A 23,926-nucleotide genomic window follows, 5' to 3' on the forward strand; every position below is an offset into this window, starting at 1 on the left:
ACGCATTACATAATAGCCAGTATATGCGCGCTGGAGGAGTTTTATACTATGAATTACGAGGTGGACGTTTTCCAAAGTATTGGTAGTAATCTGTACGAATAAATCCGTTAAACAGTTTACGTTTCTTCGATGCATCTTTTCCGTAGCACTTCTCAAATGCTTCGTAACTTGTTAATACATATGCCGACCATGTGTCTAATGGACGGAATACTTGTCCCATTTCTTTATATAGTTGTTCAACAAGTGCTTTTTCACTTAAACGTTCTCCGTATGGAGGATTCGTTACAACATAGCCATAATCCTCTTTTGTTGTGAAATCTTTTACTTGCATTTGTTTAAATGTAATTAAATCGCCTAAACCGACTTCTTCTGCATTATCTTGAGCAACACGGATCATACGATGATCAATATCTGATCCAATGATTTGCAATGGTTGATCATAGTTCGCTAAATCTTCTGCTTCTTGACGAGCTTCACGCCAGTTTTGTTTACCAACCCAGCCCCACTCATCCGATGCAAAACCACGGTTAAAACCTGGTGCGATATTTTGTCCAATTAATGCTGCTTCAATCGGAATTGTACCTGATCCACAGAAAGGATCCACGAAAGGACGATCTGGCTTCCAGTTTGTTAATTTAATTAAAGACGCAGCTAATGTTTCTTTTAAAGGAGCTTCCCCTTGATCCACACGATATCCACGTTTATGAAGCCCAACACCGCTTGCATCAATTGTTAATGTTGCGATATCTTTTAACATTGCAATCTCAATACGGAATAACGGGCCATCTTCTTCAAACCAAGTTGTACGTTTATATGTTGTTTTTAATTTTTCAACAACAGCCTTTTTAACGATACGCTGGCAATCCGAAACACTGAATAACTCAGATTTTAAAGATTTACCGATAACAGGGAACTCACCGTTCTCTGGAATATAATCTCCCCAGTTTAATGCTTTCGTTTTCTCAAACAGCTCATCAAATGTTGTCGCTTTAAATTCGCCAACTTTAATTTTCACACGGTCCGCAGTACGTAACCATAAATTCGTGCGACAAATCGCCTTTTCATCTGCTTCAAATGTTACTTTGCTGTTTTCTACTTGGCATTCATAACCTAGATCACGAACTTCTCGGGCAACTAAAGCTTCAATACCCATTGCCGCTGTTGCGATTAAAGTAACTTTTCCCATTTGCATTCACCTCTTATGTATATTCAAACAATAATTAATAGCCATTTATCCTATTAATTATTACATTTTACGAAGAATTTTCTCATTAACCATTTTAACTCATAATTTATAACTTCATACAAATAAAAAGCCCTCCTCTAACAAAGGAGAGCTGAGTTATTTCATAGTTGGTTCATAACGTTCTGTAAGCCATGTTCTGTTCCTTTGTACTGCAAACGGCCCACGCCTCGTACTCCGGTGGCAATCATCTATCTACAGGTTATACAACCTGTCCTTTCCCATCGTTCATTTCCTTGGAAAAGATTCCCCTACCATTATTTGGGTTTCTCGCTCGTGGGGTTTACCTCGTTCCACTCCTATCATTTCTTCAAGGACTTCGTCACTGTGGCACTTTAAAGGTAGTCAAACCATATCCGAAAGGACTTAGGTTTTTTCCCTGCCGTTAAACCAGCCTTACAGCCAGAATACCCTAGCTTATGAATTGGCTAGGCACGAACACTACAGCCATCTCAGGCCGTGCGAGCATGGACTTTCCTCTACAACGTTGGCGTTGCAGCGATTACCCAAACGTTATGACATCCATTAGTATAGTGGAAACAAAAAGATTTTGCAATGTTTTTTTCTATGTAAAATGCTTTAACCTTTTTATCACCAGAAATTATTCGTATAACTTACTTCCAAATACAGCTTTTTCTAAATTCGATAGACGTTTTAAAATGTCCGTATTCGTGTTGTTATATACTGGTTGTGCAACTGGTGTTTGTACAACTGGTTGTTGTGGAACTTGCGTTGCTGCTAGCTTTTGTTCTTCTAGTTCACGCTTTAAACGAGCATTTTGTTGCTTTAATTGCTCAAATTCCTTGTGAAAAGCTTCGTAATCTTTAATGATCATATCAAGAAACTTGTCTACTTCTTCTTGTTGATAACCTCTCATACCTGTTTTAAATTCTTTTTCTAAAATATCTTTTGCCGTTAATTTAATTTTATCCGAAATCATTTTCTTCACCTCAAATTTTTGCCAAAACTTTCATTAACTAAATTTTTTCAGAAACAATGTTTTTTGTCAATCATATATACGAGTACTATATTACATATTACTCAGCATTATTCCACTGTTCCTCTTCTATTATATCTTGTAAATCGGAAAAAAGAATGAAATAACTGTGATAATTTTCTATTTCTCCTTTTTTCTTTGCCGCTTCTACAATATATTTAGGACTCCCTGGTTTTTCTTCATCATATACAGCTAAAAGTGCATCACTTTTTTCAATAAAAAATTGATTTTTTAATTTAAATTGCTCTGGGCTTTCGTACTTCCGTTTTGTGATACTATCAACATGGTCTGCTTGAGAGAGAATAAATTCGTAATATTCACGGTTATCTTCCTTCCAACCTTCTTCTTGTTCTAAAAATGGAGTAAATACCGCTAATTTTAAATCTGGATATTCTACTTGTATTTCAAAAACAACTTCAGCAGCCCATAATTCTACACCTAACTGGCCACTTATTATAACCCACTCTAAACCATCTTCTACAAAAGCAGTTAATTTACGACGCAGCGCCTTTTTTATACATTCTACTCCTGGATGATCATTTTTAAATATTCCAAGTTCAAATGGCTTATAGCCTGTTACTGCAATAACTTTCATATCAACACTCCAATTACAAAAAAAGAACTAGCATTTCGCTAGTTCTAACATATCATTTACTTTTTAAATATTCCACCAACGTTTGGTCCAATATTCGGACCTACTGGTGATACATTATTTGGTAAAAACGGTGATACATTTGGTCCTGGTCCAAACGGTGATACATTCGGTCCTGGTCCGAATGGAGATATTTGATGACCGTGGTGGTGATGATGATGACCATGGCCACATGGTCCACATCCGCCGAATCCTGGGTCGATTGGGTCCACAACATTTACATTTGAATTTGTTTGCGGGAAGAAGTTTTGGTTTTTAATTTGTTGATGATGTACATGTGTTGTATGTGTCGGGAAAATGTGTGGCACCACCGTTGTTGAAAAAGAGTGTGTTACGCATTGTTTCGTCGGATGAATGACAGGAGCAGTTGTACAAATAGGTCCTGTAGGCTTATGCCCTCCAAAGCAAGGATGACAATGATGCATAGTTTTTCTCTCCTCTCTCATAAAAAAAATCTGATTACACTTTACAGTATGAGAAAAGAGGGGAAGCCGCTTGTTATATATACCCATTTATTCTAAGGAAATTTGTCTAGTCCTTGATTTTCTATCCAATGCTTTTTATAGACAAACCTTCTACATTACTTACCAAAAAAGCCTCCCACTTGCTTTACAATACCTGTCACTTGATTCATCGCATTCATCATTTGTCCAGCTGTATTCATCATTTTATTTACATCATAGTTACCATCTGAATTTTTAAATTGGGAAACAAAACTAGAAAATTGACTTGGTTGCTGCTGTTGCTTTTGTTTATTTTGTGTCGGATACGGTTGTTTTGGTGGATAAAACATCGCTTGTTGATTGCCATAGGGAGATGGTGGTGGCATATAGTATTGTGAATTCATATAAGGTTGCGGTTGTTGATTCATATACGGTTGCTGTGGTTGTTGCGGTTGATTCATAAACGACACTTCAAATGGCTGGTAATAATTTTGATTTCCATAATGAGGTTCGAAAGGATACATATTATAACGTAAATATGTATCCGTATTATATTGGTACATATTTTGCTGTGCATATGGATTAGATTGCTGATATACGTTAGATTGTTGAAACATGCATTCTCTCCTCCTTCACATAAGTTTCTACATATATAATATGTACTTGTAAAATAATTTGTGTGACGGAGTATCTGTCTATTTTTGTCGGAAGTTTAAATTTTTAAAAAATTATAAAAGAAAACCCTTCCATGCTATGATAAAAAAGAAGAAGATTCTCATGGGGGAGGAATCAACATGGTATTAGGGGATTTAAAACAAGCGTTTTCTCAAAAAAAGGGGTATTACACAGAGAATGTAAATGAATTGTTAGACTTTGCGAGACATTGGTATCTCGAAGGGAAAATATGTATTTCAGATTACCGAACAGTAATAAAAGAACTAGAAATAAACGGGGCAACAAAACCTACAACAGTGACAGAAGCATAAAAAAACAAGAGGGTTTCCCCTCTTGTTACTTACATTGCTCAATTATATTTTGCAAAGTATACGAAATGGCTTGATGCGTTTCAAAGAATCGCTTACCTTTACCTTTATTTACAAAGCATTGCAACACATTTGTTTGTAAATTATCGTACACTTGATCAATTTGCTGTACATGTATATACTTCGGTTTTTCTTCCTTAATCCATTCATAAGCTAATTCTTTCCACACTTTTAATTCCTCATCTACCATATCTACAAACGGTTTCATATCCTTATAAAAATCGTATTCAATCATTTCTCTTTTTTTCACATTTGCTTCATTATTATGTTGCATAAGTTTTTCCGAAGACTGTATTAATGCTTCATACTTCATTTTATTCCCACCTTATTATGCACTCACTACGACGTTTTGAAATGCCTTCACCCAATTCCCTTTTTCTTCGTGATGCACTAATTTATTTTCCATATGCTCAATATGCATTTCTGTTATTTCTATCTTGTTGCATATTTTTTCACTCTTATCCTTTAATGCATGATTCATTCTAATCCCTATATTCATTTCCAGCAAATCGAGAGAACTTAACATTTGATCCATTGTTTTCATTACATCTTCCTTCTGAACCATCGCCATATACAAAACGCCTCCTTCTTTGCTTTTCCTTTGTCATGTAATTTCGCCGAATGATTCTTCACTCCTGCCCACATGACAAAACTAGTTGTTATTCGTCAAAGAAATCATTTTGTATGTCATTTATAGAAATGGTAACAATACAAAAAGGAGGTGCATGAAAATGGCAAAGAACAAAAACGAAAAAAAGAAAAAACAAAATAAACAAAATAAACCCGAAACTGGCAATCCAAAATTAGATGGTCCAAACTTCCCTGCTACATAAAGTGAAACTTCTTTAATCTCTTATATTCATTACGTTTTGAGATTAAATGTTTAACACGCATAGTAGGATTACTTCACATTAAGAAGTCCCGTCTTCATAAATGAAGACGGGACTTCTTTTTTATTATATCACGAACTCATCTATCCTTTTAACAAAACGATTTACGGTGGAAGCAATATAGATTTGCTCCCTCTTTCTTTTATACCATTCTGTTATATCAACTTCACCCTTATACTCTTCTCGTAAAAATAGCTCATTTATTTCCGTATCTCTACAAAACCAATCTCTCATACTTATTTCATCATGTGCAACAGCAGGATAAACTTCTCTAAGAGCTGGTGTACAAGATTTTCTAGCTTCACTTACATAACATTCATAATCTGCTCTTGATCCTGTGTGTATCGTTTGCGATGCAAATCTATGGAATAAACTTTTGTAATTCGGATGGAACAGTAACGCTGCTAACTTCTTTCCTAGTTCTATACGCTTCTGTAACGTTTCAAATTGATAAACTGAAAAACCATACACCTTCCCTTCAACGGTTGGGAATATAACGGCACTAATATGAAGCATTTCTTGTAATTTAAAAAGGGCTGTATGGAATACATGTTTTTTAAAGTATGCATTCTCAATAACTGGTTTTTGAATTTTATTTTGTTCATTTATAATAAGCGCTGTCATAAGTCTATTTATATCTTTTTTCTCCCAAAAATATATCCATTCTTTTTCCATAAAAATGGATACGTTAAAATATTGTAACAAATGGAATAGTGGGATCTGCCTCCTCTTACTTTCTTCGTATAACAACAGCTGAGGAAATGCATCTAAAAAAATAATCCAATTCGCTTCTTCATAAGTCAAAAACAAATGTTTTTTTACTGTTTGAGGTAAAACAGTAGCATAATACCTCCCTTGTAAATCAGTCATATTCCACCCCGCATTTCTCGAGACCATACTCGCTAAAAAAGCCCACCTAATTTCACTATTTCTTACATAATATTCTTGATAACACTGCGTTCGAGAAATGTTGTCCATATTAGCTATTTCTATTTCCCTCTTCATGTTGTAAACCATTGTTTTTTCTTTCTCTGTACAGACCGTATTTTTACGATGTTGTTTAATTTTTTCATAATCATTCCATGTAAACATGAATAAGTCATCATACCTTTCTTCAAAAAGGTCACATCTTTTTTCATTTTTTGTTATAATCACCTTTGTAAGTAATTCTTAGCAAGTTGGGAGTGGACACACTATGACCATTCGTTACCCAAATGGAAAACGGTACAATCAAGCTTCACAACCTCATAAAACACCAATTAAAAAACATACTTATAGTAACAGAGGTATGTCCCTTGAAGAGGAATTGAATGAAACGAATGAATATTACTTAACCCATAATATTGCATGCGTACATAAAAAACCTACACCTCTTCAAATTGTAAAAGTAGATTACCCCGCTCGAAGTGCTGCAGTGGTAAAAGAAGCGTATTTTAAACAACCTTCTACAACAGATTACAACGGTGTATATAAAGGGAAATACATCGATTTTGAAGCGAAAGAAACAAAAAATAAAACGAGTTTTCCACTTCAAAACTTCCACCTTCATCAAATTGAGCATATGAAGCAAGTAATCGCTCATAATGGAATTGCATTTGTTATTATTAAATTTACACTTTTTGATGAACTTTATTTATTAGATGCAAAACATATTATTGCATTTTGGAATCGTCAAAATACAGGTGGAAGAAAATCGATTACGAAAGAAGAAATAGAAGAGCATGGATCTTTATTATCATGCGGTTATCACCCTCGGATTGATTATATCCGTGTACTAGACACGGTTTATTTTTCGTGATAGAGTCATCACTAAGGCTCTTTTTTCGACTTTTGGGGAGAGAATGAAAGGTAGGAGAAAGTATAATGTCAGATAATTATCGTTCTCGTACAGAACGAAATCATGTAAAAAATCAAAAGCAAGAAACAAATACAGAGAAAAAACCAAAGAAAAAAGGCTCCTTTTTTAAAAAATTCCTTATAGGTTGTCTACTTCTTGGTATCGTTGGTCTTGTAGCTGGCGTTTCCGCTTTCTTTGTTATGGTGAAGGATGCTCCAAAATTAGACAAATCAAAACTCGTCAATCCTTTATCAACAAAGTTTCTTGATAAAGATGGGAACTTTTTCTATGAATACGGTGCTGAAAAACGAACCCACGTTACGTATGATCAAATTCCAAAAGTAGTTGAAAATGCATTCCTTGCAACTGAGGACTCACGTTTCTATGATCATAATGGTATTGATTTTAAACGAACTACAAAAGCAGTTATGGAAAATGTCACTGGAGGTTTCGGATCTCAAGGTGGTAGTACGATTACACAACAAGTAGTCAAAAACTATTTTCTAACGATGGACAAAACTGCAAAGAGAAAAGTACAAGAATGGTACCTATCTTACAAATTAGAGCAACAATACTCTAAACATGAGATTTTAGAAATGTACTTAAATAAGATTAATTTAGGTAACCGTTCATATGGTATTGCGACAGCAGCGCAAAAATATTATGGTAAAGATTTAAAAGACTTACAGTTACATGAAGCTGCTATGCTCGCTGGTTTACCCCAAGGTCCAAACATTTATGATCCAACCAAAAAGGAAAATGTTGAACGAGCAACAAATCGTCGTAATGTCGTATTGTCATTAATGAATCGACATGGTTATATAACAAAAGAAGAAATGAATAATGCAGTTAAGATTCCAGTAACAGAGGGTCTTCAACCGTCTTCAGAAATAACTGAGATGAAGTATCAAGCATTTTTAGATGCGGTTGTAAAAGAAGTTGAAAAAGAATATCCTGATGTAAATATTGGTTCAGATGGTTTAACGATTCATACAACACTTGATCAAGATGCTCAAGATTATGCTGATAAAATTATGGATGGCAATCTTATTAAGTATCCGAACGATCAATTCCAAGGATCATTCGTATTTATGGATACACAATCTGGAGAAGTTCGAGCAATTGGAGCTGGGCGTAAAGAAAGTAAGTCTACTTTCAAAGGTCATAATATGGCCACTGATTTAAAACGCCAAGTTGGTTCAACAATGAAACCAATTTTCGACTACGGTCCAGCAATTGAGAATTTACAATGGTCTACATACCATCAATTAAATGACTCAGAATATACGTATTCCGATGGTAAAAAAATACGAAATGCAACAAATAGTTACAAAGGTGACGTTTCACTACGTGAAGCTTTGAAAAAATCATTAAACATTCCCGCTTTAAAGACAGCTCAAGCGGTTGGTCTTCCTAAGTCACAAGCGTTTGCTGAAGGTTTAGGTATGACATTTAAAGACGGCAAAACATATGAATCAACAGCAATTGGTAGTAACGATAGTTCTCCATTACAATTAGCGGGGGCATATGCAGCCTTTGGTAACGGTGGGAACTACAATAAACCGCACTTCGTAAAAGAAGTTACCTTCCCAGATGGGAAAAAGAAAAGTTTTAAACCGAAAGAACAACGTGCGATGCAAGACTACACAGCTTACATGGTGACTGACGTTCTTCGTGACGTAGTAAAACCTGGTTCTGGTGGTACGGGTCCAACAGCATACGTTCCAGGTATAGATGTAGCAGGTAAAACAGGAACTCAAAACTTTGATGCAGACGTGATTAAAAAATATGGTATTCCAGCTGATGCAAACAGAGATAGCTGGTTCGCTGGATATTCACCGCAATATACAATGGCTGTTTGGACTGGTTACGAAAAAGATGGTCCAGAAAATTACATTGGCGATCGCTCTACTAGAATTGCGCAACAAATGTTCCAAGTAATGATGAGCAAATTCGCTACAAATAAATCACGCTTCGAACGTCCTTCTTCCGTACAAGAATTAAATGGTGAATTGTACGTAAAAGGTGCTAAGAAAGATGCGGTTAAACAAATTAAAGTAGATGCACCTAGTGGTCTTAATGTCACTTTCGATGGCGCTAGCACAGTTACACTAAACTGGTCTGGACCAGCAGAAGTTGATGCGTATGCCGCAAGCTATAAAGCGACTGACGGTTCAAGCGGTAGTTTATCAATAAAAGGTACGACAGCTACTCTTGGTGGTATTAAACCAGGTGTTACTTATAGCTTCTCTGTAGTAGCGAAAAAAGGTACTGGAACAAGCCCGGCCGTTGGTGCATCCTTCACTGCGCCTGGAGGAACTCCAGACGCGAAGAAAGCTGAAGATGAGGCTGCTAAGAAGAAGGCTGAAGAAGAAGCTAAGAAAAAAGCCGATGAGGAAGCTCAGAAAAAGGCTAATGAAGATAAACTAAAACAAGAAGAAGCTAAGAAAAAAGCTGAAGAAGAAACTAAGAAACAACAAGAGCAGCAGCTTAAACAGCAAGAAGAAGCTCAAAAGAAAGCTGAAGAGGAAGCTAGAAAAAAAGCTGAAGAAGAAGCTAAGAAACAACAAGAACAACAACGTAAACAGCAAGAAGAGGCTCAAAAGAAAGCTGAAGAGGAAGCTAGAAAAAAAGCTGAAGAAGAAGCTAAGAAACAACAAGAACAACAACAACAAAATACCGGCGAAGATACACCACACGCAGACGGAAATGTTGTTACAACAGAGTCTTAATACAAAAAAAGAAGTCCTTTCTCTTAACGAGAATAGGACTTCTTTTTTGTTATTATTTTCTTTACATATAGCTTTTCTATTTCAATGTACAACTGCGCTAACTGAATATAAGAATGATAATTATTCGGTTTCTTTATAATGAACGAATATCGCTCTATAAAATTAACTGGTTGTACTTCCAACTTACTCGTGTAATCTGCCATTTTGTTCAAACAATGAACAGGTTGCTCGTTTAGCCAATATACAATTGATAACAAATGCGCTGCAAAAAGAATCATTGGGCCTTCAGCTTCTTGTTTCTTTCTGTTTCGAAATAAAGTAGCAATGTCCTCATGCTTATTTTTCCATACATTCAACATTACCGGAATACTGTTTTCAATTTCATTCCACGGCTCATATTGTCTTTCCATATCATATATAAAATAAGTCTTTTGTATTGTTTCTTCAAATGACTGTTCTGTATAATACGCAATCGAATTTATACTTTCTTTAAAAAATGGTAAGCACCGAAATTCTCTCGGTATTTCTATCACTCGCTCCATCCTTTATTTCCCCTTCATTCGCTTCTTTCCTTCTCGGCATACTTCTAGTAAAGGGCACTCTTCACATTGTGGTCGCTGCGCTTTACAGTGATAACGTCCAAAGAAAATCATACGGTGATGTGTAACGCTCCATTCATCCATCGGAATTTTCTTCATTAATGTCTTTTCTACTTCTAACACCGAATCTTTCCATCTACAAATCGCTAACCGTTTACTCACTCTCTCTACATGCGTATCAACAGCAATTGCCGGAATACCAAACGCTACCGAAACAACTACGTTTGCTGTTTTCCGACCTACACCTGGTAACTTCGTAAGCTCATCTCGATCTTTCGGCACTTCCCCATTGTAATCATCTAATAACATTCTGCACAATTTTTGAATGTTTTTTGCTTTATTTCTATACAAACCAATAGAACGTATATCTTGTTGTAATTCTTCTAGCGAAACACTTAAATAATCTTCTGGTGTTTTATATTTTTGAAATAAATTTTTCGTCACTTTATTTACAAGTGCATCTGTACATTGTGCAGATAACGCTACCGCTATTACTAGTTCAAACGGATTATCATGAATTAATTCACAATGTGCTTCTGGATACATATCCGCCATTGTGTCTAAACAATAGCGAATTTGCGTTTTATTTAACATATACTTCCTCCTACATTACTGCTCCAACCAATTATAAAAAGGCACTTTTCCAGTAAATTTCGTCTCTTGTTTTGTCGTTTGCTGCGTTCGTTGTTGATTTGCTCTAAATTTCCGTCCTTGGTTTTGGGCTTGATCTACTGTTTTAATACCATTCTTTTTCCATTCAAATAAAATACGATCAATATATCGGAAATTAAGCTTACCACTCATTACAGCTTCCCTGAGGGCCGCTTGAATTAAATTCGGATGATGTTGATCTTGATCTTCCCACATTCCCAACGTTTCACATTCAAATGGAGAAAGTGGTCTTCCAAATTCTTTTTCAAATACTGTATATAAATTTACTTGCAATTGCTTTATTTCTTTTTGTTCTTCCTCTATCGATTCATTCATTAAGAAATGCAATATTTTTTCCCATAGCGGTTGTAAAGAATAACTTTCACACATCATCGCTTCTGATTTTTGTCCACCTTCTAGTGATAAAAAACCTTTTTGAATCAATGCCTGAATTACTTCCATACATTTCATTTCGGTAATCGTCATCCGTTCTGAAATCTCTGACGGAGTCGGAAACGAATTGCCCGATTCTAAAAATGTATGTACATGAAGTACAACCATAAATTCCGTTTCATTTAACCCTAATTTTTTATAATGCATCATAAGTAATTTTGGAATTGCAATGCTTCCCTGCTCAAACCACTGTAACATCATTTTCTTTTTCATCACCAAACACCTCGCTCTCTAGTATAACACACCTTTCGCTATTTCTTTTTGCCACAATTCGTCAAAAAAACCTCCCTATTATGTAGGAAGGTTTTTGTATTACATTAATAAAATATACAATTAAGCTTGCACTTTACTTTTCATAAACGTGTGAATACGTTCTAATGCTTTCTCCACTTGTTCAAGAGATGTCGCATATGATAAACGAACGTTATTTGGAGCACCAAATCCTGTACCTGGTACAAGAGCTACTTTTTCCTCTTCTAATAGAGCTTTTGCCCAATCATCAACAGTTTCGTATCCTGATAAAGCTACTGCTTCTTTTACATTAGGGAATAAGTAAAATGCACCTTGTGGTTTAATGCAAGTAAAACCAGGGATTTGAATTAATTTATCATAAATAATGTTTAATCTCTCTTCAAATGCTTGACGCATTGTTTCCACAGGTTCTTGTGAGCCTGCATATGCCGCGATTGCGCCGTATTGAGCGATTGAAGTAGGGTTTGACGTACTATGACTCGCTAAGTTCGTCATCGCTTTAATAAGCTGCTTATTTCCTGCTGCATATCCAATACGCCATCCTGTCATAGAATGAGATTTAGATACACCATTAATAATAAGTGTTTGTTCTTTTAATGCATTAGAAAGCTGGGCAACCGAAGTATATTCTGCTCCACCATAAATTAATTTCTCATAAATTTCATCTGAAACGATTAAAATATTGTGTTCTAAACATACTTCTCCAAGCTGTTGTAATTCTTCTTTGCTGTAAATCATTCCTGTTGGATTGCTCGGTGAATTAATAATAACTGCTTTCGTTTTCTCTGTAATTGCCTCACGCAGCTGCTTCGCTGTAATTTTGTATTCATTATCTTCAAGGCCTTCTACATAAACTGGCTTACCACCAGCAAGCTTTACTTGTTCCGGATAACTTACCCAGTATGGCGTAGGGATGATAACTTCATCACCTTCATCAAGTAGCACTTGGAATAATGTATATAATGCATGCTTTGCGCCGTTACATACAATAATTTCAGACGGATCATACGCAATTCCTTGATCGCGAGTAAACTTCTTCACAATTTCTTGTTTTAACGCTTGTAACCCACCTGTTGGTGTATACTTCGTATGTCCTTCTAACATCGCTTTATGTGCAGCATCCATAATATGTTCTGGCGTATTAAAGTCAGGTTCTCCTGCCCCTAATCCAATTACATCATGACCTTCTGCTTTTAATGCTTGTGCCTTTGCTGTAATTTCTAAAGTTGCAGATGGTGTTAAAGCAGCTACTCGCTTTGCTAATTTCATTTGTAGTTCCCCCTACATCTATTTTTCAATGCTGTATCGTCGTAAAAATTGCCCATCTTTAAATGCAAGATAGTAATAACTATAACGATTTTCATCATCAATATATGTAACTTCCCATAATGGTATATTGTTTTCAAAGCCTAATTTTATTTTTAAAATTTCTTTAGGCTTACTTTTGTGCTCTTTACTGTCATCTCCGACTTGTTCAATCGTTCTTTGTAAAGCCTCTTTTTCAGAAATACCTTCACTCTTTTTCCTTACTATAGTTTCCCCTTTTTTCTCAGGCACCCAAACGATAAGTTGTTCTCCTTTTTCATCTGTACCTTGTACGACAGTATATGAAGATTCTCCGTTATAATAATCCACAGATTTTACTTTTACAAGCTTTGCTTTTTCTTTTGCAATTTCTACAGATTTTGCCTCTTTAGGGATTTTCTTTTCCATTGCTTTATTATAAACATACGCCCCATATATTCCGCTAGCAACGATTACGATAACGATTGCAAAGATCCACTTTTTCATTGTATCACTACGTTCTGTAAATCGTAAATACAGCTGTTTCTTTATCTTTTTCGTCTAATGCTAATCCGAACATGAGGTCCTGCTCTTTTAACGTACGATTCAAACTATCAACGATTTTATACAAGTCAGACGAATATTGAATACGCGTCGTTGATAGGACTTCGATTTTCTTATCCATGAAAAAACTCCTCCGTTACACAAAAATTTCTAATTATAGAAGAACGCAATGCGGTTACAATAAGAGTACATTCTTTACAACCCCTGCTTCATCACCCATCTATTATAGCAGGACATGTACAGCAAAAAAAGGTTTCAAGTCGAAAACCAATACATTTTGTATACAAGAAGTAAGAAAAATAAAATTCCTCCTACCCACATTTTTTACGCCTGAAGTTTACATGCACTTCAGGCGTGTTTTTCCTTCCAATTTTATTCAATTGGCCGTTCCTTTAATTGTTCTAACAATTCTTCTAGAGGGCCTTCATAAAGCGGAACAGTTGGAATTGATTGTAAAAAACGTTTTCCATAGGAAGCGCTTGTCAAACGACGATCTAATACAAACACCGTTCCGGTATCTGTACTTGTTCTAATAAGACGACCAAATCCTTGTTTGAAACGCAGTATTGCTTGCGGGAGTGCTAACTTAGCGAATACGTCCTCTCCTTGATTTTTTAACCACTCTCCTTTTGCTTCCATCATCGGTTGATGAGGAGGCGTAAAGGGAAGGCGGACAATAACAAGACAACTAAGGGCATCTCCAGGTATATCTATCCCTTCCCAAAAACTACTTGTTCCTAATAAAATTGATTTATCGAACTCTTGAAACTTACGAATGAGACGACTTCTGCTCTTATTATTCACACTTTGCGTTAATAATAAATAGCCTTCTAATTCCTCATCATTTTTCAAATTCGTATACGCTTCTTTCAACATTTCATACGAAGTGAACAAAACAAGCATTCTACCTTCTGTAGCTTTCGCTATTTTTGCAATATGAGCCGACACAGATTCAATATATTCTTCATTACTCGCTTGCTTAATAAAGGGCACATCCGTTGAAACCATTAATTTCATCTGTTCTTCAAAATGGAATGGTGATGGGACCTGTAATGTATTTGGAGCAAAATCATGTAAGCCTAGCTCTTCTTTTATATAGTCAAATGAATCGTTTACTGTTAGCGTTGCTGATGTGAAAATAACACTCTTTTTCTCTGTTAAAAATTCATCAGCAAATCTTTCACCAATATGAACAGGTTGCCCATATAAAACAGTTGAATGAATGGTTCCCTTCGTTTCAGTTTCCATCCATGTCACATATGAATTTTTTTCTAAAATGAGTACTTGTAAAGATTGCGCCATCTTTCTCAACAACTCAATTAAATGCATAAATTCACCTGTAACAACATGCATTTCCCATTCTAATTTACTTTGCAATATATCAACTTGCTTCTCAAGTGTAGAGAGTAATTTTCTTACATCATATACAAAGCGATTTGTTAACTCGGTAATACTATCCCATAACTTACCTTTCTCTACTTCCGTGTTATATCGATAAATGAGTGGCATATTGCTAATCCCTTGTTCCTGCTTTGTTTGTTTAAAGATGAATGCACGTAACATTTGGAATAGCTCATCCGCATCAAATTTCAATTCCTTCAAACTATGACTTACCATGCGGAAAGTAGAACGGGAGGCTTGCTCTGATTTTTTCATCATCTTATATACTTTAGAAAGTACATCATCTGTTTCTAGCGTACCAAGACGAGATAAAACTAGCTGGAAATACATACAGGAGAACTGTTCACCTAGTGTTCTACTCGCTGCTTCCTCGATATGATGAGCCTCATCAAAAATAATATGTTCACATGAAGCAAACAGTGGTTCTTCACTTGAAAAATCTTGAAATAATAACGCATGATTTGTAATAACGATATCTGCAAATAATGCTCTATTCTTTGCTCGTTGATAAAAACAACGACTAAACCAGTTGCTTTGCATCCCACCCGGACTATGTACATCACTACAAATCCGGTTCCAAAGTAACTTTCCGCCCTCAGGAATATTTAATTCATCACGATCGCCCGTTTCCGTTTGCAATAACCACACTAAAATTTTTGCCTTCGTGAGCGCCATATCATAATTCTTCTCTTCTTCTTGCAAAGCATATTCAAATTTATGTAGACAAAGATAATGCTTTCTTCCTTTCAGAAGAGCTACTTCAAATGAAAATGGCATTATTTTCTGTAATAATGGAATTTCTTTTTCTAGTATTTGTTGCTGCAGTTGTACAGTTTGGGTACTTATGATGACAGGTTCTTCTTTTTTCTTTGCAAAATAAATACTTGGAAGCAAATATGCAAGAGTCTTTCCTGTTCCTGTTCCTGCTTCAATTAGTGAAAACCTAGAATCTCTTAGCGCTGTATATATTTCCTTCATCATACTCTGTTGGCTTTCTCTTTTTTCAAACTTTGGCATATTCGACTCAAGTTTATCAATTGTCTTATGCAAGAAAGCATCAAATTTAAATGCACATGTTTCACTTAAGTTTAAAGAATAATTCCGTTTTCGAAGTGCAATATTTCGATACACTTCATATCCCTCTGCTCCTTTTTTACCATGCATCATTTTCTTTAAAATATTTTCAGAAAGCACATCCGCTATATCACTTTGAAACACATCACTCAATTCATAAAGCGATTGCAAGGTGACAAGGGGTAACTTCTCAATTTCATTTAAAAATTGTAAAAACAATTCCGCTGTTGCAAGAGCATCACTATCCGCACGATGCGGTTGATCATGCTCTAATTCGTGTTGTTTAGCTAAATCACGTAATTTATAACTATCAGCCGTTGGCAAAAGAATTTGCGCCAACTCAACTGTATCAACTTTTGGACAATGTATTTCTGTATATCCAGCCTGCCTTAATTCTTCCGTTAAAAAATTCCAATCAAAGTGAACGTTATGTGCAACGAAAGCTGCACCTTGTAATAGCTCAACAACCATCGGGGCTACATCTTCAAATAACGGGGCTTGCTTAACCATACTCTCATCAATCCCTGTTAACTCTGTAATAAATGGCGGAATCTCTCTCTTCGGATTAATAAAAGATGAAAAAATCTCTAATATCTCTCCATCTTCCACTACAACAGCTGCAATTTGGGTAATTTTATCTTTCCCATCCTTCCAGGAGTTCCCTGTCGTCTCTAAATCCACAACGACATAACGCTTACTCATATATGTAACACCTCAATTTCTTACCTATCAAACAGAAAATTATATAATGTTACTATACCACGTTTTATCTCATCTTAATGAAAAGATGCACAAAAAAGGCTATCTCCATAATAGAGATAGCCTTCTTACTTATAATATCGTACCCGCTTTTTCAGCACCTAACATTTCAATAATTTGATTATCATCGTCTAATACTGCAATTTTCGGCTCTTGTTTATGAATATTTTCTTCTGCCACTAGACCGTAGCAAATAATAATAACTTTATCTCCTGGCTGTACAAGCCTTGCAGCTGCACCATTCAAACAAACAACACCGCTACCACGTTCTCCTTTAATAACATATGTCTCTAAGCGAGCACCATTATTATTATTTACAATTTGGACTTTTTCGTTTTCTACAATATTTACTGCATCCATTAAATCTTCATCAATTGTAATACTACCTACATAATTTAAATTTGCTTCTGTTACTGTTGCGCGATGTAACTTCGCTCTCATCATTGTGCGAAACATAGTTGCTCCCCCTTATTTAACCGTTACTGTTATATTATCAATTAATCGTACATTCTCAAATTTAACTGCAATTGCTAAAATGATTCGTCCTTCAATTTTATCCACTACTTGTAGTGAAGGATACGCATATAAATCAGCATAATCTACAGTGCCTTTCGTATACGTCTCAATATACTCTTTCACAAGAGTTGTAATGATTTCTGCATTACGTTCTCCTGTCTCAATTCTTTCTTTCGCTATACATAGACTGCGGTATAAATGAGGAGCCTCTTCACGCTCTTCTTGTGATAAATACACGTTACGAGAACTTTTGGCTAATCCATCTTCTTCCCTTACAATATCCACCGGTACGATTGTAACCGGAATATTAAAATCAGCGACAAATCCTTCAATGACAGCAACTTGCTGTGCATCTTTCATACCGAAATAAGCACGTGTTGGCAATGTAATATTAAATAGTTTCATTAGTACAATCGCAACACCAGCGAAATGACCAGGTCTTTGTTTTCCGCATAACACATCGGTACGCTTCACAACTTCTACTGTTGTCGTTTGTTCTGCTGGATACATTTCTTCTACGCTCGGATAAAATAAATAATCTACACCGTTTTCTTTTGCTACATTTTCATCTCTATCAATATCACGAGGGTATCGATCTAAATCTTCATTTGGTCCAAACTGTAGCGGATTAACAAACACGCTTAAAACTACAATTTCATTTTCTTCTCTTGCCTTACGCAATAAAGTCGCATGACCTTCATGTAAATAACCCATCGTTGGGACAAAACCAATACTTTTTCCACTTGTACGTAGTTCGTTTGTAATTTGCTGCATCTCTTGCACTGTATTTATGATTTTCATTATTGTTTTCCTCCGTATAACGCTAAACATTCTTCCTCTTTCATTATGAATGAATGTTTTTCTTCCGGAAATTGACCTGTCTTTACTTCAGTTACGTATTGTGAAATCCCTCGCACAATCTCCTCTTGAACAGACGTATATTGCTTCACAAATTTCGGAACACGATTTACGCCATATGAGATAAGATCATGATAAACGAGTACTTGCCCATCCACTTTTTGTCCTGCTCCAATTCCAATCGTTGGAATTGTTAGTTGCTTCGAAATAAATTCTGCTAGCTGCATTGGCACACATTCTAATACAAGTGCTATCGCACCAGCTTCCTCACATCTCTTCGCATCTTCTATTAATTTTTTTGCACTTTCAGCATCTTTTCCTTGTACTTTATAGCCACCTAACACTCCTACAGATTGAGGAGTTAATCCTAAGTGTGCCACGACAGGAATTCCCGCACTCGTCAAGTAATGAATAGTTGATATCACTTCTCCTGCACCTTCTACCTTCAGTGCATGAGCACCACTCTCTTGAACGATGCGGCGTGCATTCACCATCGTATCTTGAGGCGACACATGATACGACATAAATGGCATATCAGTTACAATAAACGTCTCTTTCGCTCCTCGGCGTACAGCTTTCGTATGATGAATCATATCCTCTACTGTTACAGGTACTGTTGAATCATAGCCGAGCACAACCATCCCAAGGGAATCTCCAACTAAAATCATATCAACTTCCGCTTCTTCTGCTAACTTAGCAGATGGATAATCATACGCCGTTAGCATTGTAATCGGCTCACCTTGCTCTTTCATTTTCAAAAAATCTGTTTTTGTTTTCAAAAACTACTCCTCCTTTATACAGGAGAGAGGAGATGGCCGAAATCATATAAAAAACCCCTCTGGCCATAAAAGGGCAGAAGGGTTGTGTGTTAGTCGGCATTATTCATCCCTCTGTCCCAGTCCGTTATTGGATCAAGGCAGAATCCAAGTTATTATTTTTTGTATTGCATCGAATCATGGTGCAGTTCGCTCTGATACTGCCCATATTCGAACTAATTATAGCAAACTCTAAAAAGGAATTACTACATTTTTTTGAAAAAATAATTTTTATTCTTATTACGGTATGTGAAATTTATAAGTAAACGATTCAATCATAGAAAGATAAACTTTTTAAATACATGGTATAACTCATAAAATAATGATGCAGGTTAATTGAGGAGATATACTTACAAAAGGAGAATTGCGAATGTCTATAAACAAATGGTTATTTCGATTCATCGGTTTTCTTGTGATGCTTGTGGTAATAACAACTTTAAATTCCCTCAATGTATTTGCCTCAGTTAACGACTTGGCACAACCTATTGCGTCAGCGAAAGTGATTGAAGTTGAGCTAAACGATGATTACTTTAATCCAAACGTCATCACGATTCCAATTAACGAATCAACAACATTACTGTTGAAAAATAAAGGTAAGAGTGAGCATACCTTTACAATCAAAAAACTCGGTATTGACGTCGTCGTCGAGTCAGGAAAAGAAAAAAACATTACCGTGAAACCTAACAGTGCCGGTACATATGAATTAATATGTCGATACCATCTCCTCAAAGGAATGGAAGGTAAAGTAATCGTCAAATAAGAAGCAAACTCAACTGGACGATCTTTTAAAATAAAACTTAAATATTAAAAGATTTTATTAATATTGAAATAAAAAAGAAGTTCCAAAAGAGGAACTTCTTTTACTTAATTTCGATATCCGCAGAATGAATGTGATGTACTTTTCCTTCATGGTCTTCTAGGAGCAATACACCATCCTCTGTAATTCCTTTTGCTACACCCGTAATCGTCTCTCTCATCGTTCGAGCGTTAATTTCTTTCCCGATACTCACAGCGTAACTTTCCCAAAGAATTTTAATGACAGAGAAACCATTTTGTAAATACTCTTCATATAATTTTTCTAGTTGTAAAAAGATTTGTTGCATAAGCTCCGCACGAACAATTGGCTTACCAGATTCAATCGCTAAAGAAGTAGCAATATGCTGAATTTCCTCATCAAAATGTTCTTGCTTTTGATTCGCATTAATACCAATACCCATAATGACAGCATTAATTTTATCAGGATCAGCTTGCATTTCTGTTAATATTCCTACAGCCTTTTTCCCTTGAATTAAAATATCATTCGGCCATTTTATTCCTACGTTTACACCTGTGCACTTTTCAATTGCTTGCGCAACGCTAACAGCGGCTAACAAAGTAAGTTGTGGTGCATGTTGAACCGGGATTGATGGACGTAAAATAATACTCATCCAAATTCCTGTTCCTTTTGGTGAATGCCATTTTCTGCTTAAACGACCTCTCCCCGCTGTTTGTTCTTCTGCCACAACAATTGTTCCTTCTTCTGCACCTTCATAAGCAAGCTTTGCTGCAATATGTTGCGTCGATTCAACGGACTCTTCAAAATACACTGTTCTACCAATATGTTTCGTTTGTAACCCTAACTGTATTTCATTCGCAGTCACTTTGTCTGGCTTACTTGCAATTCGATAACCTAATCGACGCACAGCTTCAAGTTCATATCCCTCATTCCGAAGGTCCTCCATATGTTTCCACACAGCAGTTCTTGAGCAACCAAGTTTATCACTAATCGTTTGACCAGATACAAACTCGCCATCCGCTTCCGAAAAAACTTGCAATAACTGCTTTCTTATAGTAGATTGCATTCTTGCAGCCACTCCCTTATACACTCTTTCTCATTTACTACGTTTCCTTGTACAATTGCTTCTTCAATTTTTTGAATCATTTCAGCAACCCACGGACCTGGCTTTTTACTTGCCCAGTTTAACAAATCATTCCCAGTCACATTCATCTCTTGTCGACTCTTAATTGGCAATGCTTGAAACAACGTTTGTACCCGGTTAACAGCTGTATGATCATAGCTTTCAATCATCGCTTCATATACTCTTTCTGCCATTTCAGCTATATGAATTCCCGTTTTATAAAGAAGAACTGTATCCCAATCCTTCTCCTTTCTCTTACGGATTGTTAATAAAACTGCGACGATATCTTTTATTTTTTTATTCGAAAACTTCCATTGACGTAAAAAGACAGCTGGATGTTCTTCCCCGATACAATATAAGAAAAACGCCCACGCCTCAATGTCTGCTTCAAAAGAATCCCATTTATACTGCGTAGCTTTTAACAATTTCTCTTCTGACATCTGTAAATATGGTAGATGAGAAAATAGTTTCGTTTCTACTAATTGTTTGAGAGCCTTCACACAATATGTGCCAGTTAAAAGTTTTTCAAACTCCACTGTAATTCTCTCAATTGCTATATGTTCCAGCAAATGTCCATATGTTTCAATTGCTTGCTTCGTTTTCGTCTCTAAAGAAAAACCTAACGTACTTACGAACCGAATACCACGCATCATTCGCAGGGCATCTTCTTGAAACCGATCCGCAGCATTTCCCACTGTCACAATTTCTCTCTTTTGAATCGCTTCCTGTCCAGCAAATAAATCGACCATTTTTCCTTCTTCTGTCATTGCAATTGCATTCATTGTGAAATCACGACGTTTTAAATCCTCTTCTAATGAACGAACAAATTGAACACTACTAGGTCTTCGAAAGTCTTCATATTCACTCTCTGTTCGAAAAGTGGTTACCTCATAAGGCTCACCATTTTCTACTACAATTACAGTTCCATGTTCAAGACCAACAGGAACATGTCTTGGAAATATAGCCATCACTTCTTCTGGTAAAGCAGATGTCGCAATATCAATATCTCCAATCGGCCTATCGATAATAAGGTCTCTTACGCTTCCACCGACAAAGTAAGCCTCATGCCCTTGTTGCTTTAAAGTCTCAATAATAGAACTAGCTTTTTTAAATCTTTCCATTTTTGTCATCCCTTAGTACATCATAGTAAATCGTTTCATATTGTGAGACGATTTTTTCAGAGCGAAACTGCTCGTAAACACTTTCTCTTGCTCGCTCTCCCATATTACGGTGAAGTTCTTCATCCTTTAATAGCTGAATGGCTTGATCTGCCACTCCTGTTGTATCGCCAACTTCACATAAATATCCTGTATCACCATGTTGAATGACTTCTGGAATACCTCCAACCCTTGTTCCGATACAAGGTACACCACACGCCATCGCTTCTAATAAAACAAGACCAAAACTCTCCTTCTCTGATAAAAGCAACATTAAATCACTCATCGCAAGTAGTTCTGCAACATTATCTTGCTTCCCTAAGAATAAGACGCGATCTTCAATATGTAAATTTTTCACCAACTGTAAAATCGTGCAAAATTCTGGTCCATCTCCAACAAGAAGCAACTTCGCATCTACTTCTGTAACAATTTTAGCAAATGCCTGCACAACATCTTGCACACGTTTCACTTTACGGAAGTTTGAAATGTGAATGAGTATCTTTTCACTCTCACTTATACCGTATTCTTTCTTTAATTGGGTCATATCACGTTTGAAATATACACGTTCGTCTATAAAGTTATATACCGTTTGAATGTCTTTATTTGGTTTTACAAGCTCATGCGTTTCGTTAATTAATGAATGCGAGACAGCCGTCACAACATCAGATTGCTCAATACCAAAACGAATTAAATTATTTAGCGAAGGGTCGGATCCTAACACAGTAATATCTGTTCCATGCAAGGTTGTAACAATTTTAATACGCTCTCCAATCATTTGTTTTGCTAAATAAGCACAAATGGCATGCGGTATTGCGTAATGCACATGTAAAATGTCTAGGTTTTCTCTTTGTGCAACCTCTGCCATTTTACTCGCTAACGCTAAATCGTATGGTGGATATTGAAATACAGAGTATTGATTTACTGTCACTTCATGAAAATAAATGTTTGGATACACTTTATTTAACCGGAATGGTAAACCCGATGTAATAAAATGAATTTCATGCCCGCGTTCCGCTAATTGCTTTCCTAATTCTGTTCCAACAACTCCAGAACCACCTACAGAAGGATAACATGTAATACCTATTTTTAATTTCATTTACATCCCCCTATTAAATCAGCATGTAATAAAACCGGTTTCTTACTCATAAACCCTTCGGCATATAAAACTCCAACTTCTTTTCCAAACATTTTCTCACGGGCGACTACAGTTTCAACGTAACCTTCTGTTAACGGCGTTTTCACACCATCACTCCCTGTTGAAAACTGACTTTCATACGCTTCTAATGCTTCCACTTTTTTCGATACGTATTCACTAATATCTATACAAAAATTCGGTTTATGAAAACCATTAATCATATAATGATAAAAAGACTCCACACGATGTGGTGGAACCTCTGGCATATATTTGCGAATTCCCGCTGAAAAAATAGCTTCTTCCACAAGTTTTGCACAATTTGCGTGATCTGGATGACGATCTTCATAATACGGCGCAAAAACTAGTTTTGGTTTATATGTACGAATTACCTTTACAATTTCACGTATATACTCTTCTTTCATATACAAACCACGGTCTGGCATCGCTAAATTTAGTCTCGTTTTTACTCCCATTATACGAGCTGCCGCCTTTGCTTCTTCTTTTCTTAACTCTATCGTTCCGTTAGAAGAAAGATCAGCTTCTGTTAAATCACAAATACCTACTTCATACCCTTGCTTCGTATATTTAGCAATGGTACCCGCCATGCCGATTTCAACATCATCGGCATGGGCACCAAACGCTAATATATGTAATCCACTCATAATTGTTCCCC

27 protein-coding genes and 1 other RNA gene are annotated in these 23,926 nt (G+C 36.1%); 5 read left to right on the forward strand and 23 right to left on the reverse strand.

What is annotated here, in order from left to right; translation table 11 throughout:
- Nucleotides 1-46: 46 nt before the first annotated feature.
- From RCJ96_RS07025 to RCJ96_RS07050, 6 genes are all read right to left on the reverse strand, one after another.
- Entirely contained in the window at nt 47-1,186 is a 1,140-nt protein-coding gene (locus RCJ96_RS07025; protein WP_000521234.1) for a THUMP domain-containing class I SAM-dependent RNA methyltransferase, read from the reverse strand.
- Nucleotides 1,187-1,366: 180 nt separating this feature from the next.
- Nucleotides 1,367-1,757: RNase P RNA component class B (rnpB, locus tag RCJ96_RS07030), an RNA gene on the reverse strand.
- Nucleotides 1,758-1,844: 87 nt separating this feature from the next.
- Nucleotides 1,845-2,183, reverse strand: coding sequence for a cell division regulator GpsB (gene gpsB, locus RCJ96_RS07035; RefSeq protein ID WP_000622430.1), 339 nt, complete (start codon nt 2,181-2,183; stop codon nt 1,845-1,847).
- Between the two features lie 97 nt (nt 2,184-2,280).
- Nucleotides 2,281-2,835 carry a DUF1273 domain-containing protein gene (locus tag RCJ96_RS07040; RefSeq protein ID WP_000862921.1) on the reverse strand — a complete coding sequence of 185 codons (555 nt, stop codon included), beginning with the start codon at nt 2,833-2,835 and terminating at the stop codon, nt 2,281-2,283.
- Nucleotides 2,836-2,891: 56 nt separating this feature from the next.
- Complete coding sequence (locus RCJ96_RS07045) at nt 2,892-3,317, reverse strand: CotD family spore coat protein (RefSeq protein ID WP_000546265.1); 426 nt, start codon at nt 3,315-3,317, stop codon at nt 2,892-2,894.
- A gap of 155 nt (nt 3,318-3,472) precedes the next feature.
- Complete coding sequence (locus RCJ96_RS07050; protein ID WP_000487704.1) at nt 3,473-3,952, reverse strand: YppG family protein; 480 nt, start codon at nt 3,950-3,952, stop codon at nt 3,473-3,475.
- A gap of 177 nt (nt 3,953-4,129) precedes the next feature.
- Between RCJ96_RS07050 and RCJ96_RS07055 the strand changes: the two genes are divergently transcribed.
- Entirely contained in the window at nt 4,130-4,321 is a 192-nt protein-coding gene (locus RCJ96_RS07055; RefSeq protein ID WP_000242664.1) for a YppF family protein, read from the forward strand.
- 25 nt (nt 4,322-4,346) lie between these two features.
- Here the strand turns inward: RCJ96_RS07055 and RCJ96_RS07060 are convergent, their stop codons facing one another.
- Complete coding sequence (locus RCJ96_RS07060) at nt 4,347-4,691, reverse strand: YppE family protein (RefSeq protein WP_000872959.1); 345 nt, start codon at nt 4,689-4,691, stop codon at nt 4,347-4,349.
- Nucleotides 4,692-4,706: 15 nt separating this feature from the next.
- Nucleotides 4,707-4,949, reverse strand: coding sequence for a hypothetical protein (locus tag RCJ96_RS07065; protein WP_001252039.1), 243 nt, complete (start codon nt 4,947-4,949; stop codon nt 4,707-4,709).
- A gap of 85 nt (nt 4,950-5,034) precedes the next feature.
- On the opposite strand from RCJ96_RS07065, the gene RCJ96_RS07070 reads away from it, so the two are divergent.
- On the forward strand, nt 5,035-5,211 hold the full coding sequence (locus tag RCJ96_RS07070) for a hypothetical protein (RefSeq protein WP_001982922.1): 177 nt from the start codon (nt 5,035-5,037) through the stop codon (nt 5,209-5,211).
- 123 nt (nt 5,212-5,334) lie between these two features.
- On the opposite strand, the gene RCJ96_RS07075 is transcribed toward RCJ96_RS07070, so the two are convergent.
- Nucleotides 5,335-6,360, reverse strand: coding sequence for a DUF2515 domain-containing protein (locus tag RCJ96_RS07075; protein ID WP_416504184.1), 1,026 nt, complete (start codon nt 6,358-6,360; stop codon nt 5,335-5,337).
- Nucleotides 6,361-6,463: 103 nt separating this feature from the next.
- On the opposite strand from RCJ96_RS07075, the gene recU reads away from it, so the two are divergent.
- Together recU and RCJ96_RS07085 are read left to right on the forward strand one after the other, a co-directional pair.
- Complete coding sequence (recU, locus tag RCJ96_RS07080; protein WP_000155592.1) at nt 6,464-7,066, forward strand: Holliday junction resolvase RecU; 603 nt, start codon at nt 6,464-6,466, stop codon at nt 7,064-7,066.
- A 65-nt stretch (nt 7,067-7,131) separates the two neighbouring features.
- The gene (locus RCJ96_RS07085) at nt 7,132-9,837 is read left to right on the forward strand and encodes a PBP1A family penicillin-binding protein (RefSeq protein WP_416504185.1); all 2,706 of its coding nucleotides are present in this window, start codon (nt 7,132-7,134) and stop codon (nt 9,835-9,837) included.
- Nucleotides 9,838-9,860: 23 nt separating this feature from the next.
- Here the strand turns inward: RCJ96_RS07085 and RCJ96_RS07090 are convergent, their stop codons facing one another.
- The 10 genes from RCJ96_RS07090 to panB all read right to left on the reverse strand — a co-directional run bounded on the left by RCJ96_RS07090 (nt 9,861) and on the right by panB (nt 19,027).
- Nucleotides 9,861-10,379 (reverse strand): YpoC family protein, encoded by a 519-nt coding sequence (locus tag RCJ96_RS07090; protein ID WP_416504186.1) that lies wholly within the window; start codon nt 10,377-10,379, stop codon nt 9,861-9,863.
- Between the two features lie 3 nt (nt 10,380-10,382).
- Complete coding sequence (gene nth / locus RCJ96_RS07095) at nt 10,383-11,030, reverse strand: endonuclease III (RefSeq protein WP_000933025.1); 648 nt, start codon at nt 11,028-11,030, stop codon at nt 10,383-10,385.
- Between the two features lie 15 nt (nt 11,031-11,045).
- The gene (gene dnaD, locus RCJ96_RS07100) at nt 11,046-11,753 is read right to left on the reverse strand and encodes a DNA replication protein DnaD (protein ID WP_000728540.1); all 708 of its coding nucleotides are present in this window, start codon (nt 11,751-11,753) and stop codon (nt 11,046-11,048) included.
- 120 nt (nt 11,754-11,873) lie between these two features.
- Nucleotides 11,874-13,061: an aspartate transaminase AspB gene (gene aspB, locus RCJ96_RS07105; protein ID WP_000761548.1), complete on the reverse strand. Its 1,188-nt coding sequence runs from the start codon at nt 13,059-13,061 to the stop codon at nt 11,874-11,876.
- An 18-nt stretch (nt 13,062-13,079) separates the two neighbouring features.
- Nucleotides 13,080-13,583, reverse strand: a complete 504-nt coding sequence (locus RCJ96_RS07110; RefSeq protein ID WP_000758749.1) for a cell wall elongation regulator TseB-like domain-containing protein — start codon at nt 13,581-13,583, stop codon at nt 13,080-13,082.
- A gap of 7 nt (nt 13,584-13,590) precedes the next feature.
- Complete coding sequence (locus RCJ96_RS07115) at nt 13,591-13,761, reverse strand: YpmA family protein (RefSeq protein ID WP_074610157.1); 171 nt, start codon at nt 13,759-13,761, stop codon at nt 13,591-13,593.
- Nucleotides 13,762-14,012: 251 nt separating this feature from the next.
- Nucleotides 14,013-16,817: an ATP-dependent DNA helicase DinG gene (gene dinG, locus RCJ96_RS07120; protein ID WP_000044928.1), complete on the reverse strand. Its 2,805-nt coding sequence runs from the start codon at nt 16,815-16,817 to the stop codon at nt 14,013-14,015.
- Between the two features lie 129 nt (nt 16,818-16,946).
- A complete protein-coding gene (gene panD / locus RCJ96_RS07125; protein ID WP_000490176.1) occupies nt 16,947-17,330 on the reverse strand; it encodes an aspartate 1-decarboxylase in 384 nt (127 codons plus the stop codon).
- Nucleotides 17,331-17,342: 12 nt separating this feature from the next.
- Nucleotides 17,343-18,191 carry a pantoate--beta-alanine ligase gene (gene panC, locus RCJ96_RS07130; RefSeq protein WP_074610156.1) on the reverse strand — a complete coding sequence of 283 codons (849 nt, stop codon included), beginning with the start codon at nt 18,189-18,191 and terminating at the stop codon, nt 17,343-17,345.
- Entirely contained in the window at nt 18,191-19,027 is an 837-nt protein-coding gene (gene panB, locus RCJ96_RS07135) for a 3-methyl-2-oxobutanoate hydroxymethyltransferase (protein WP_416504187.1), read from the reverse strand. Before panB ends, panC begins: the two co-directional genes overlap by 1 nt.
- 406 nt (nt 19,028-19,433) lie before the next feature.
- Between panB and RCJ96_RS07140 the strand changes: the two genes are divergently transcribed.
- Nucleotides 19,434-19,823, forward strand: coding sequence for a cupredoxin domain-containing protein (locus tag RCJ96_RS07140; protein WP_000026410.1), 390 nt, complete (start codon nt 19,434-19,436; stop codon nt 19,821-19,823).
- 100 nt (nt 19,824-19,923) lie between these two features.
- Here the strand turns inward: RCJ96_RS07140 and RCJ96_RS07145 are convergent, their stop codons facing one another.
- The 4 genes from RCJ96_RS07145 to bshB1 are packed head-to-tail and all read right to left on the reverse strand — an operon-like array spanning nt 19,924 to nt 23,915.
- Nucleotides 19,924-20,904: a biotin--[acetyl-CoA-carboxylase] ligase gene (locus RCJ96_RS07145; RefSeq protein ID WP_070805626.1), complete on the reverse strand. Its 981-nt coding sequence runs from the start codon at nt 20,902-20,904 to the stop codon at nt 19,924-19,926.
- The gene (locus RCJ96_RS07150; protein ID WP_070805625.1) at nt 20,889-22,082 is read right to left on the reverse strand and encodes a CCA tRNA nucleotidyltransferase; all 1,194 of its coding nucleotides are present in this window, start codon (nt 22,080-22,082) and stop codon (nt 20,889-20,891) included. The genes RCJ96_RS07145 and RCJ96_RS07150 overlap by 16 nt, the downstream gene beginning before the upstream one ends.
- The gene (gene bshA, locus RCJ96_RS07155; protein ID WP_000768296.1) at nt 22,069-23,214 is read right to left on the reverse strand and encodes an N-acetyl-alpha-D-glucosaminyl L-malate synthase BshA; all 1,146 of its coding nucleotides are present in this window, start codon (nt 23,212-23,214) and stop codon (nt 22,069-22,071) included. Before bshA ends, RCJ96_RS07150 begins: the two co-directional genes overlap by 14 nt.
- Nucleotides 23,211-23,915: a bacillithiol biosynthesis deacetylase BshB1 gene (bshB1, locus tag RCJ96_RS07160; protein ID WP_000015664.1), complete on the reverse strand. Its 705-nt coding sequence runs from the start codon at nt 23,913-23,915 to the stop codon at nt 23,211-23,213. The genes bshA and bshB1 overlap by 4 nt, the downstream gene beginning before the upstream one ends.
- Nucleotides 23,916-23,926 lie beyond the last annotated feature (11 nt).

Source organism: Bacillus sp. BSL6 (genome assembly GCF_052928345.1).

Excerpts from the sequence above, each read along its gene's own strand:
- RCJ96_RS07115 (WP_074610157.1), bottom strand. The coding sequence starts at position 13,761 with ATGGATAAGAAAATCGAAGTCCTATCAACGACGCGTATTCAATATTCG.
- RCJ96_RS07055 (WP_000242664.1), top strand. The coding sequence starts at position 4,130 with ATGGTATTAGGGGATTTAAAACAAGCGTTTTCTCAAAAAAAGGGGTAT.
- bshA (WP_000768296.1), bottom strand. The coding sequence starts at position 23,214 with ATGAAATTAAAAATAGGTATTACATGTTATCCTTCTGTAGGTGGTTCT.
- dinG (WP_000044928.1), bottom strand. The coding sequence starts at position 16,817 with ATGAGTAAGCGTTATGTCGTTGTGGATTTAGAGACGACAGGGAACTCC.
- RCJ96_RS07150 (WP_070805625.1), bottom strand. The coding sequence starts at position 22,082 with ATGGAAAGATTTAAAAAAGCTAGTTCTATTATTGAGACTTTAAAGCAA.
- RCJ96_RS07090 (WP_416504186.1), bottom strand. The coding sequence starts at position 10,379 with ATGGAGCGAGTGATAGAAATACCGAGAGAATTTCGGTGCTTACCATTT.
- panC (WP_074610156.1), bottom strand. The coding sequence starts at position 18,191 with ATGAAAATCATAAATACAGTGCAAGAGATGCAGCAAATTACAAACGAA.
- RCJ96_RS07140 (WP_000026410.1), top strand. The coding sequence starts at position 19,434 with ATGTCTATAAACAAATGGTTATTTCGATTCATCGGTTTTCTTGTGATG.
- aspB (WP_000761548.1), bottom strand. The coding sequence starts at position 13,061 with ATGAAATTAGCAAAGCGAGTAGCTGCTTTAACACCATCTGCAACTTTA.
- dnaD (WP_000728540.1), bottom strand. The coding sequence starts at position 11,753 with ATGAAAAAGAAAATGATGTTACAGTGGTTTGAGCAGGGAAGCATTGCA.
- bshB1 (WP_000015664.1), bottom strand. The coding sequence starts at position 23,915 with ATGAGTGGATTACATATATTAGCGTTTGGTGCCCATGCCGATGATGTT.
- RCJ96_RS07075 (WP_416504184.1), bottom strand. The coding sequence starts at position 6,360 with ATGTTTACATGGAATGATTATGAAAAAATTAAACAACATCGTAAAAAT.
- RCJ96_RS07045 (WP_000546265.1), bottom strand. The coding sequence starts at position 3,317 with ATGCATCATTGTCATCCTTGCTTTGGAGGGCATAAGCCTACAGGACCT.
- RCJ96_RS07050 (WP_000487704.1), bottom strand. The coding sequence starts at position 3,952 with ATGTTTCAACAATCTAACGTATATCAGCAATCTAATCCATATGCACAG.
- RCJ96_RS07145 (WP_070805626.1), bottom strand. The coding sequence starts at position 20,904 with ATGCAATCTACTATAAGAAAGCAGTTATTGCAAGTTTTTTCGGAAGCG.
- RCJ96_RS07060 (WP_000872959.1), bottom strand. The coding sequence starts at position 4,691 with ATGAAGTATGAAGCATTAATACAGTCTTCGGAAAAACTTATGCAACAT.
- RCJ96_RS07110 (WP_000758749.1), bottom strand. The coding sequence starts at position 13,583 with ATGAAAAAGTGGATCTTTGCAATCGTTATCGTAATCGTTGCTAGCGGA.
- recU (WP_000155592.1), top strand. The coding sequence starts at position 6,464 with ATGACCATTCGTTACCCAAATGGAAAACGGTACAATCAAGCTTCACAA.
- RCJ96_RS07040 (WP_000862921.1), bottom strand. The coding sequence starts at position 2,835 with ATGAAAGTTATTGCAGTAACAGGCTATAAGCCATTTGAACTTGGAATA.
- gpsB (WP_000622430.1), bottom strand. The coding sequence starts at position 2,183 with ATGATTTCGGATAAAATTAAATTAACGGCAAAAGATATTTTAGAAAAA.
- RCJ96_RS07065 (WP_001252039.1), bottom strand. The coding sequence starts at position 4,949 with ATGGCGATGGTTCAGAAGGAAGATGTAATGAAAACAATGGATCAAATG.
- RCJ96_RS07025 (WP_000521234.1), bottom strand. The coding sequence starts at position 1,186 with ATGGGAAAAGTTACTTTAATCGCAACAGCGGCAATGGGTATTGAAGCT.
- panD (WP_000490176.1), bottom strand. The coding sequence starts at position 17,330 with ATGTTTCGCACAATGATGAGAGCGAAGTTACATCGCGCAACAGTAACA.
- nth (WP_000933025.1), bottom strand. The coding sequence starts at position 11,030 with ATGTTAAATAAAACGCAAATTCGCTATTGTTTAGACACAATGGCGGAT.
- RCJ96_RS07085 (WP_416504185.1), top strand. The coding sequence starts at position 7,132 with ATGTCAGATAATTATCGTTCTCGTACAGAACGAAATCATGTAAAAAAT.